General features: G+C 72.1%; 10 protein-coding genes and 1 pseudogene. 8 read left to right on the top strand and 3 right to left on the bottom strand.

The genetic code is table 11. The features are described 5' to 3' along the window. Together ACILQS_RS13500 and ACILQS_RS13495 are read left to right on the top strand one after the other, a co-directional pair. Nucleotides 1-744 (top strand): DUF1932 domain-containing protein (locus ACILQS_RS13500; RefSeq protein ID WP_395640652.1); only part of this gene is annotated, 744 nt, incomplete at its 5' end. A gap of 1 nt (nt 745) precedes the next feature. Continuing rightward, on the top strand, nt 746-1,387 hold the full coding sequence (locus ACILQS_RS13495; RefSeq protein WP_395640651.1) for a GntR family transcriptional regulator: 642 nt from the start codon (nt 746-748) through the stop codon (nt 1,385-1,387). Here ACILQS_RS13495 and ACILQS_RS13490 read toward each other — a convergent pair. Together ACILQS_RS13490 and ACILQS_RS13485 are read right to left on the bottom strand one after the other, a co-directional pair. Then, nucleotides 1,384-2,619, bottom strand: coding sequence for an FAD-binding protein (locus ACILQS_RS13490; RefSeq protein ID WP_395640650.1), 1,236 nt, complete (start codon nt 2,617-2,619; stop codon nt 1,384-1,386). The two genes, ACILQS_RS13495 and ACILQS_RS13490, sit on opposite strands and share 4 nt — an antisense overlap. Next, nucleotides 2,616-3,323 carry a lysophospholipid acyltransferase family protein gene (locus ACILQS_RS13485; protein WP_395640649.1) on the bottom strand — a complete coding sequence of 236 codons (708 nt, stop codon included), beginning with the start codon at nt 3,321-3,323 and terminating at the stop codon, nt 2,616-2,618. The genes ACILQS_RS13490 and ACILQS_RS13485 overlap by 4 nt, the downstream gene beginning before the upstream one ends. A 114-nt stretch (nt 3,324-3,437) precedes the next feature. On the opposite strand from ACILQS_RS13485, the gene ACILQS_RS13480 reads away from it, so the two are divergent. Then, on the top strand, nt 3,438-4,403 hold the full coding sequence (locus ACILQS_RS13480) for a DMT family transporter (protein ID WP_395640648.1): 966 nt from the start codon (nt 3,438-3,440) through the stop codon (nt 4,401-4,403). On the opposite strand, the gene ACILQS_RS13475 is transcribed toward ACILQS_RS13480, so the two are convergent. Beyond that, nucleotides 4,348-5,253, bottom strand: coding sequence for a LysR family transcriptional regulator (locus tag ACILQS_RS13475; protein ID WP_395640647.1), 906 nt, complete (start codon nt 5,251-5,253; stop codon nt 4,348-4,350). The genes ACILQS_RS13480 and ACILQS_RS13475 overlap by 56 nt on opposite strands. Before the next feature lie 83 nt (nt 5,254-5,336). Here ACILQS_RS13475 and ACILQS_RS13470 point away from each other — a divergent pair, with 83 nt between their 5' ends. The 5 genes and pseudogenes from ACILQS_RS13470 to ACILQS_RS13450 all read left to right on the top strand — a co-directional run. Continuing rightward, complete coding sequence (locus tag ACILQS_RS13470; protein ID WP_395640646.1) at nt 5,337-6,647, top strand: aspartate aminotransferase family protein; 1,311 nt, start codon at nt 5,337-5,339, stop codon at nt 6,645-6,647. Between the two features lie 64 nt (nt 6,648-6,711). Continuing rightward, a complete protein-coding gene (locus ACILQS_RS13465) occupies nt 6,712-7,389 on the top strand; it encodes a response regulator transcription factor (RefSeq protein WP_395640645.1) in 678 nt (225 codons plus the stop codon). Further along, nucleotides 7,382-8,698: a sensor histidine kinase gene (locus ACILQS_RS13460; protein WP_395640644.1), complete on the top strand. Its 1,317-nt coding sequence runs from the start codon at nt 7,382-7,384 to the stop codon at nt 8,696-8,698. The genes ACILQS_RS13465 and ACILQS_RS13460 overlap by 8 nt, the downstream gene beginning before the upstream one ends. Nucleotides 8,699-8,754: 56 nt before the next feature. Beyond that, nucleotides 8,755-9,255 (top strand): hypothetical protein, encoded by a 501-nt coding sequence (locus ACILQS_RS13455; RefSeq protein ID WP_395640643.1) that lies wholly within the window; start codon nt 8,755-8,757, stop codon nt 9,253-9,255. A gap of 151 nt (nt 9,256-9,406) precedes the next feature. Further along, nucleotides 9,407-9,700: pseudogene (locus ACILQS_RS13450) on the top strand (iron-siderophore ABC transporter substrate-binding protein); the annotation flags it as partial.

Raw genomic sequence — 9,700 nt, 5'->3', positions numbered from 1 at the left:
GAGGCGGGCTCGATCTACGCCCGCGGCCTCGCCGAGCGCGGCGCCGACGTCGTCGGATTCGACCCGATCGTGCTCGAGGCGCCCGCCGGGGTGACGCGGCTCGCGAGCATCGGCGACGCGGTCGACGGGGCCGACCTCGTCCTGAGCCTCGTCGGAGCGGCCGCCGCCGACGCCGTCCTGGTCGACGCACTCCCCCGGATGTCGGCATCCGCCGCCTTCGCCGATCTCAACACCGGCGCCCCCGCGCAGAAGCGGGCCCTGGCCGCGCGGGCTGTGGACGCCGGAATCCCGTTCGCCGACGTCGCCGTGATGGCGCCGGTGCCGCGCTCCGGAATCGAGACCGAGCTGTTCGCAAGCGGCGACGGGGCCGGGGCCGCGGCCGATGCCCTCGCCGGGTTCGGGCTGCCGATCCGCGTGGTCGGAGCCGACGCCGGCGACGCCGCCGGGCTCAAGCTCGTGCGCAGCGTCTTCATGAAGGGCCTCGCCGCGCTCGTCTTCGAGAGCCTCGCTGCCGCCGAGCAGATCGGGGCGACGGCCGAGGCCCGTGCGCAGATCGCGGCCGAGCTCGGACCCGAGGGGGATGCCCTCGTGCAGCGGCTGCTCGACGGGACGCGGCAGCACGCCGCCCGCCGTGAGCACGAGATGCGCGACACCCGCGACTTCCTCGACGCCCTGGGCACGCCGGCGTGGATGACGGAGGGCACGCTCGCGTGGCTGCACTCCCTGACCGACGGGGGTTCCTAGGATGACGGCTGTGACCTCGACGGCGACGCGCGCGGACCTGACGAAGACCCTCCGCGACGCGATCGTGTCGGGCGAATACGCGCCCAACCAGCGTCTCATCGAGGCCGACCTCTCGACGACCTACGGAGCCAGCCGGGCCGCCGTGCGCACCGCCCTGCTCGAGCTCGGCGCCGAAGGGCTCGTCGACCGGCTGCCGAACCGCGGCTCGCGGGTGCGCGCCATCCCGCTCGAGGAGGCGATCGAGATCCTCGAGGTGCGGATGAGCCTCGAAGGCTTGTGCGCCGCGAAGGCCGCCGAGAACATCACGGATGCCGAGATCGCCGAGTTCGCGACACTGCGCGCCGACATCCTCGCGGCTTCAGAATCCGACCTGTTCGAGTACTCGCGCCTCAACCAGCACCTCGACCGCCGCATCCGGGAGATCGCCGACCACCCGACCGCCGTCGCGATCCTCGAGCGGTTGCGCGCCCAGGGTGTGCGCCACCAGTTCCGACTCGCGTTCTACCCGGGTCGCGCCGCCGTCTCGGCACCCGAGCACGCCGCGATCATCGACGCGATCTCGAGCCGGGACGCCGCCCGCGCCGAGGCCGAGACCCGCGCCCACCTGGGTAGCGTCATCCTCGCTCTGCGGTCGATCGGCTAACGGACGCCCAGCCGGCGCAGATGCGCGTTGGCGAACCGGGCGTCGGGATCGAGACGTTCGAACACCGCGCGCGCCTCGGCGAGGCGGGGCACGACGGCGGCGATCGCCGCCGCATCCATCGTGTGCCACTTGCCCCAGTGCGGGCGCGCGCCGAACGGGGCGAGCGCCGCCTCGATCCGCGGCAGCAGCTCGCGCACGGCCTCGGGGTGGTTCGCCCAGGTGAAGTGGATCGCGAGGGTGTCGCGCCCGAAGGCGCCGCTCAGCGGCAGATCGTCGGCCGCGACCGTGCGCAGCTCGCTCACCATGAGGTGCGGGTGGATGTCGGACCCGAGCGCGCGCACGGCGCTCAGCGCGCCGACGGCATCCGATCGCGCGACGAAGTACTCGGTCTGGATCTCGTCGCCGTTGCTCGGGGTGGAGTCGAGCCTGAAGTGCGGGAGGCGGTCGCACCACGCTCCCGGAACGCCGAGCTGCGGGGTCAGGTTGTCGGTCGAACCGACGAGTGCCGCGGTCTGCTCGCGCGGCCGCGCGCCGGCGATCGCGCCGACGGCGTCGAGGCGCGACTTCACCCAGATGTCGCCGACCTTGTCGTCGACCCAGGTCGTGAAGACGCTCACGCTGTAGGCGGCACCCGTGACGGCGTCGGGGTCGGCGAGGAACGCGTCCCAGGTCAGGCCCGCAGAGACGTCCTGACGCATCCGGTAGCTCGGCTCGATCGCGAGCGTGACGCGGGTGACGATGCCGAAGGCGCCGAGACCGACGGCGAGCACCGGGAAGTCGGGATCGCCCGCGCGCACGGTGACCAGCGCGCCCGTGGCATCGACGTAGTCGAACGCCCGGATCGCGGTCGCGAGGCCGCCGTTCCCGTGTCCCGACCCGTGCGTGCCCGTCGCCGTCGCTCCGCCGATCGAGATGTGCGGCAGCGAGCCGAGGTTGTGCAGCGCCCAGCCGCGATCCTCGAGCCAGCGGGCGAGCACGCCGTAGCGGGTTCCCGCCCCGACGGTCACCTCGCGGCGGGACTCGTCGAGCGCCGGGTCGGCGGGGATGCCGGTGACGGTGACGAGGGTGCCGTCGGTGTCGGCGAGGTCGTGGAACGAGTGGCGGGTGCCGAGGGCGCGCACGGATCCCCCGGCGGCCAGGGCTCGCTGCACCTCGACGACGGACTGCGCCTCGACCAGGCGGGGAGCGGCGAAGACGTGGGTTCCGGCCCAGGTTTGCCCGGCGACGGTCACGCGGACTTCGCGGCGACTGTGCGGCGCGCGTTCGACGCGTACACGTCGACGTACTCCTGCCCGCTCAGCCGGCCGATCTCGTGCATGATCTCGTCGGTGATCGCGCGCAGCACGAAGCGGTCCTCGGTGAGGCCTGCGTAGCGGGAGAAGTCCATCGGCTCGCCGAAGGTCACGATGACGCGCTTGCCGACCTTGAGGAACTTCGCCCCGCGCGGCAGCACCTCCTCCGACCCCGAGATCGCCACCGGGATGACGGGGACGGGCGTGTCGAGCAGCAGGCGCGCGATCCCGGTGCGACCACGGTGCAGCCGGCCGTCGGGGCTGCGCGTGCCCTCCGGGTAGATGCCGAGCAGCTTGCCGGCGCGCAGCACGTCGGCTCCGCCGCCGAGCGACGACGCCGACGCGATTCCGCCGCTGCGGTCGATCTCGAGCTGCCCCATCGCCTTCATGAACCCGCGCACGACCCGCGCCTGCAGGCTCTTGCCCGCGAACAGCTGCTCCTTGCCGAGGAAGGCCACGTGACGCGGGATCGCCCCCGGGACGAACGCCGAGTCGAGCAGGGCCATGTGGTTGCTCGCCATGATGGCGGCACCCTTCTTCGGGATGTTGTGCACGCCGTGCACCTCGTACCGGAAGAGGAGGCGCAGCAGCGGCACGACAATGAGGTTCTTCGCCAGCCAGTAGAGCACACGCAATGATGACACTCATGGGGTCGGCCGGCAGCCCCGGTCGACCCGGACTGATCCGCTGGCGGGATCGCACCGACCCGCGGCGGGAACAGGGCGGCGGATGTCGGCATCCCGGAGCATGATGAGACCGTGACGCGACGCGGCCTGATCCTGTTCGTGGCACTCGGGATCTCCTGGGGCATCCCGTATCTCTTCATCAAGATCGCGGTCGGCGAGCTCGAGCCGGCGATGGTCGTACTGGCCCGCGCCGGCCTCGCCGCCGTGCTGCTGCTGCCGCTGGCGGTCTTCCGCCGCGAACTCGCTCCCGTGCTGCGGCGCTGGAAGCCGATCGCGGTCTACACGGTCGTCGAGATCATCGTGCCCTGGTACTTCCTGAGCTCGGCCGAGACCCGCATCCCGTCGTCGACGGCGGGGTTGCTGATCTCGGCGGTGCCGCTCGCCGGTGTCGGGGTCGCGTTCCTGCTCGGGCGTCCGGCGAAGATGTCACGGCTCAACTGGCTCGGCATCGTGCTCGGGATGACCGGAGTCGCCGCCCTCGTCGGCTTCGAGATCGGCGGGTCCGATCTGGTCGCGGTGGCCGAAGTCGCGATCGTCGTGGTCGGTTATGCGCTCGGCCCGGCGATCCTCGCCAAGTGGGTGCCCGAGCTGCCCGGGGTGGGGGTGACCGCGGTGTCGCTCGGGGCCGCGGCGCTCGTCTACCTCCCGATCGTCGCCGTGACCGGCGCCTTCCCGACCGAGTGGCCGTCGACGCCCGTCATCGTGTCGATCGTCGTGCTCGCGGTGGTGTGCAGCGCCCTCGCCTTCGTGCTCATGGTCGCGCTCGTCGGCGAGATCGGTCCGGTGCGGATGAGTGCGATCACCTACGTCAATCCGGCCGTCGCGATCCTGGCCGGCGCGATCTTCCTCCGCGAGACGATCACGGTGTGGACGATCCTCGGGTTCGCGCTCGTGCTTTCGGGGTCGTACCTCGTGACGCGGCGACGCACGGAGATCATCGCGCCGGCCGGCCCCGAACAGGCCGTGGCGGAGGTCGAGGCCGTCAGCCCGCCGCGTGAGGAGCTGTCGACGCGCGAAGAGCTTCCACCACCGCGATGATCGCGCCGCGCCGCGCGGCTCCCGTGCGCATCGCGATGACGATCCGCCGGTCGGCGAGCCCGGCGACGGGACGTGCCACGACGTCGGGCGCCGCGTCGACGGCGAGCGCCGGCAGCACGGCCACCGAGCGCCCCGACGCGACGTGGGCGAGCATCACCCCGTAGCTCGAGAAGCGGCCGACGACCCGCGGCTCGAATCCGGCGAGCCGGCACTCGCGCGGCACGAGCTCGCCGAGGTAGGTGCCCTCGTGGTCGAGGGCCCAGGGTTCGGCGGCGAGGTCGGCCAGCGACACGCGTGCGCGGGATGCCAGCTCGTGCCCGACCGGGAGCACCGCGAGCAGCGGGTCGGTCGAGAGCGGCACGACCGCGATCGTCGGCGCGAGCAGGGTGCCGTCGCCCTCGTCGACCGTCACGGCGAGATCGATCCGCCCCTGGAGCAGCGCGGTCGTCGCCTCCCGCGGCTCGATCTCGAGCAGCTCGAGCTCGAGGTGCGGGTTCAGGTGCGCCAATCGGCGCACGGCGGGGATCAAGGTGGACGAGATGGCGCTCGCGAATCCGCCGACCCGCACCCGGCCGACCGGACCGGAGGCGAGGTCGGAGAGTTCGGCGTCGACGGCATCCGCCTGATCGAGCAGGCCGCGCGCGCGTTCGGCGAGGAGGTCCCCGGTCGCCGTCAGCGTCATCCGCCGCCCGGCGCGCTCGAACAGCACCGCGCCCGTCTCCGCTTCGAGCAGGGTCAGCTGCTGGGAGACGGCGGACGGGCTCATCACGAGCTCGGCGGCCGTCGCCCGCACCGTGCCGACCCGGGCGAAGACGTCGAGCAGCCGGAGCCGCCAGAGGTTGAGGGCCATCTCGTCTCCTGTCCGGCTTACCCGCACAGTATAGTCGGCATCCCGTGATGGACGCGCACAAGCGGGTCCTCTACCGTGAGGGGATGACCGACGAATTCTGGGCCGACGCCGACGCCCACCTGCTGCGCTACGGCGCGACCTTCGTGCCCGAGATCATCGAGCGCGCCGAAGGCAGCTTCGTCTGCACCGAGAGCGGGAAGAAGATCCTCGACTTCACCTCGGGGCAGATGTCGTCGATCCTCGGCCACTCGCATCCCGACATCGTCGCGACGGTGCAGCGGCAGGTCGCCACCCTCGACCACCTCTACAGCGGGATGCTGTCGCGGCCCGTCGTCGACCTGTCGCGCCGCCTCGCGGAGTCGCTGCCGGACCCGCTCGACAAGGTGCTGCTGCTCACGACCGGCGCCGAGTCGAACGAGGCCGCCATCCGGCTCGCGAAGCTGGTGACCGGCAAGCACGAGATCGTGTCGTTCGCGCGCTCCTGGCACGGGATGACCCATGCGGCCGCCGCCGCCACCTACGTCGCCGGCCGCACGGGGTACGGCCCGACCGCTCCGGGCAACTTCGTCATCCCGACGCCCGACTCCTACCGGCCCGACTTCGTCGACGCCGACGGCGTGTTCGACTGGCAGAAGCAGCTCGACGTCGCCTTCGCGCTCGTCGACGCGCAGTCGACCGGATCCCTCGCGGCCTGCATCGTCGAGCCGATCCTCAGCTCCGGCGGCATCATCGAGCCGCCGCTGGGCTACCTCGCCGCGCTCAAGCGCAAGTGCGAGGAACGCGGGATGCTGCTCATCCTCGACGAGGCGCAGACCGGGCTGTGCCGCACCGGCGACTGGTACGCGTTCGAACGCGAGGGGTTCGTGCCCGACATCCTCACGCTCTCCAAGACCCTCGGCGCCGGGCTGCCGCTCGCCGCCGTCGTCACCTCCGCCGCGATCGAGCGGGAGGCGCACGACCGCGGGTTCCTGTTCTTCACGACCCACGTCAACGATCCGCTCGTCGCCGCCGTCGGCACCACCGTGCTGGATGTCCTCCAGCGCGACCACCTCGACGTGCGGGCGACCGAACTGGGCGCGTTCCTGCGCACCGGGTTGCTCGAGCTGCAGGGCCGGCACCACGTCGTCGGCGACGTGCGCGGCCGCGGTCTGCTCCAGGGGATCGAGCTCGTGCTCGACCGCGACACCAAGGAGAGCTCCGACGAACTCGGGCACGCGATCACCCGCCGCTGCCTCGACCTCGGCCTGCACATGAACATCGTGCAGCTCGCCGGCTCCGGCGGCACCTTCCGCATCGCCCCCGCCCTGACGAGCACCGAGGAGGAGCTCTCGCTCGGCCTCAGCATCCTCGACCAGGCGATCGGGGAGGCGACGGCATCCCGCGTGGCGGCGTAGTTGCGAACAGCCCTCACACCCGGGGTTCAGCGCGGCTTCAGCGCGCATCCGGGAGACTGAGCGGATGCGCGTGCTGGTGGTCGACGACGAGCAGCGGCTCGCGGCGGCACTGCGACGCGGGCTCGAGGCCGAGGGCATCGCGGTGGATGTCGCGCATACCGGTACCGACGGCCTGTGGTTCGCGCGCGAGAACACCTACGACGTGCTCGTGCTCGACATCATGATGCCCGGGATGAGCGGGTACGCGCTCTGCCGCACCCTGCGCGACGAGGGCGACTGGACCCCGATCCTCATGCTCACCGCGAAGGACGGCGACTGGGACCAGATCGAAGCCCTCGACACCGGCGCCGACGACTACCTGACGAAGCCGTTCTCGTTCGAGGTGCTGCTCGCCCGGCTCCGGTCGCTCGTGCGGCGCGGGTCGCGCGACCGGCCCGTCGTGCTCGAAGCCGGGGATCTGCGGGTCGACCCGGCCTCCCGCAAGGTGCACCGCGGCGATACGGAGGTCGCGCTGACGAGCCGCGAGTTCGCCGTGCTGGAATACCTCGTGCGGCGCAAGGGCGAGGCGGTGTCGAAGTCCGAGATCCTCGGCAACGTCTGGGACTTCGATTTCGACGGCGACCCGAACATCGTCGAGGTGTACATCCGGCACCTGCGCAACAAGCTCGACCGCCCGTTCGGGCGCGAGGCGATCGCGACGGTGCGCGGCGCCGGCTACCGGCTGGACGCCCAGGGTGGCTAGACGCGGGCTGTCGGTGCGGCTGCGCACGACGCTGGCCGCGACCGTGGTGGTCGGCCTCGCGCTGACGGCCGGCTCGGTGCTGTTCATCCGGCTCGTCGAGGACGCCCTCGTCGCCGGCGTCGCCGAGACCGCCGAACGGGATGCCGAGGCGACCGCCTCCCTCCTCGGAGCCTCGGGCGCGACGCTGCTCCCCGAGGTGCAGGACGCGCTGCAGCAGCTGTACACCGCCGATGGCGCGTTCGTCGCGAGCTCCGAGGATGCCGACGCCCTCACCCTCCCCCACGTCGACGCGCCGACGCGCGCGCTCGTCGACGGCGACGACCACGTGCTGGTCAGTTCGCGGGTCGAGATCGACGGCACCGACTACGACCTCCGCGTCGCGCTCCCCGTCGACGACGCCCTGCGTGCGGCGGCGACGGTGTCGGGGCTGCTGCTCGTCGCAGTCCCGGTGCTGCTCGTGGTGATCGCCCTCCTGACCTGGCTGATCGTCGGCCGTGCGCTGCGTCCTGTCGAGACCATCCGCCGCCAGGTGGATGCCATCGGCCCGGCCGAGCTCGACCGCCGCGTCGCCGAGCCGGGCAGCGACGACGAGCTGGCCCGGCTCGCCCGCACGATGAACCGGATGCTCGCGCGTCTCGACGGCGCCGCCCGCGCCCAGCGACGCTTCGTCTCGGACGCCTCGCACGAACTCCGGTCGCCGCTCGCGTCGATCCGGCAGCACGCCGAGGTCGCCCGCGCGCATCCCGACCGGCTCGGGGACGGCGAACTCGCCGAGGTCGTGCTCGCCGAGGGGGCCCGGCTCCAGGACCTCGTCGAACAGCTCCTGCTGCTGACCCGGCTCGACGAAGGGGGCCTCGCCCTCGTGCGCCGCCCCGTCGACCTCGACGACATCGTGCTCGCCGATGCCCGCCGCGTGCGCGACGCCGGGGCCGCGACCGTCGACACCTCCGCCGTCACCGCCGCGCGGGTCGATGGCGACGAGCGGATGCTGGCACGTCTGCTGCGGAACCTCACCGACAACGCCACCCGGCATTCGAACGGGCACCTCGCGATCGGGCTCGTCTCGCGCGACGGCCGCATCGACCTCATCGTCGACGACGACGGCCCCGGCATCCCCGAAGCTGCCCGGGCGCAGGTGTTCGAGCGCTTCGTGCGCCTCGACGAGGGCCGCGCCCGGGATGCCGGCGGCAGCGGTCTGGGCCTCGCGATCGTCGCCGAGATCGCCCGAGCCCACGGCGGCTCGGTGCGGGTCGAGGGCTCACCCCTCGGTGGCGCGCGGTTCGTCGTCACCTTGCCCGCGGCATCCTGAACGAAACTTCAGGATGCTTCAGGCCCGCTTCAGCAGCCGATCGCGAGAGTAGCCCCATGAACGACACCACTCCCCTCGACACCACCCCGCAGCCCGAGCCGGCTCCGCGCCGCGGCGTGCTGCGCCCCATCCTGATCGGCGTCGGCTCCGCCGTCGCCGTGCTGGCGCTCGGCGTCGGCGGATTCGCGATCGCCGACGAGATCGGCGACTCCAGCGACGACCCGATCGTGATCACCTCGTCCGACCGGCCGGCGACGACGTCCTCCGACGACGACTCGGACGACGATTCCTCGAGCGCGCCGAGCACGGCTCCGAGCCCGAGTTCGAGTTGGAGTTCGTCGAGCGACGGCCCGATCAGCGATGCCGAGTACGCCGAGGTGAGCGCTGCGGCCCTCGCCGCCGTCGGTGGGGGCACCGTCACCGAGCTCACGCGCGACGACGACCCGGGCAAGGCCTGGGAGGTCGAGATCCGCCTCGACAACGGTGACGAGGCCGAGGTGGAGCTCGCCGCCGACCTGTCGGTGCTGCGCATCGACCTCGACCGCAACGACGACTGACCTCGCGTCTCGACGAATGGGCCGCCCCTCGGGGCGGCCCATTCGCGTCGCCTGCTGGACTGGACAACGCGGGGTGCCTTCTGTCTAAGCTAAGGCTTGCCTAAATAAGGCCTCCCTTAGCCCACTCGGGCACAGCTCCGGAAGGAATCCCTTGAGACACCTGCGCCTGCTCAGCCTCGCCGTCGCCGCAACGGCGGCCCTCGCTCTCTCGTCCTGCGCGACCGACGCCACCCTCTCCGCGGGCGGTGTCGACATCCCCCGCGCCGACGCGGGCGCGTTCCCGGTGACGATCGAGCACGTCTACGGCGAGACCAGGATCACCGAGCAGCCGCTGCGTGTCGCGACCGTCGCGTGGGCGAACCACGAGGTTCCGCTCGCGCTCGGCATCGTGCCGGTCATCCAGGAGAAGGCCACCTGGGGCGACGACGACGAGAACGGCATCCTG

The organism is Pseudolysinimonas sp. (assembly GCF_044239695.1).
Taxonomy (GTDB): Bacteria; Actinomycetota; Actinomycetes; order Actinomycetales; family Microbacteriaceae; genus Pseudolysinimonas_A.
This window is presented reverse-complemented; position numbering and strand designations above follow the sequence as displayed.

What these genes read in the sequence shown, in the direction of transcription:
- ACILQS_RS13475 (WP_395640647.1), bottom strand. Translation starts at nt 5,253, where the DNA reads ATGGCCCTCAACCTCTGGCGGCTCCGGCTGCTCGACGTCTTCGCCCGG.
- ACILQS_RS13495 (WP_395640651.1), top strand. Translation starts at nt 746, where the DNA reads ATGACGGCTGTGACCTCGACGGCGACGCGCGCGGACCTGACGAAGACC.
- ACILQS_RS13470 (WP_395640646.1), top strand. Translation starts at nt 5,337, where the DNA reads ATGACCGACGAATTCTGGGCCGACGCCGACGCCCACCTGCTGCGCTAC.
- ACILQS_RS13455 (WP_395640643.1), top strand. Translation starts at nt 8,755, where the DNA reads ATGAACGACACCACTCCCCTCGACACCACCCCGCAGCCCGAGCCGGCT.
- ACILQS_RS13465 (WP_395640645.1), top strand. Translation starts at nt 6,712, where the DNA reads ATGCGCGTGCTGGTGGTCGACGACGAGCAGCGGCTCGCGGCGGCACTG.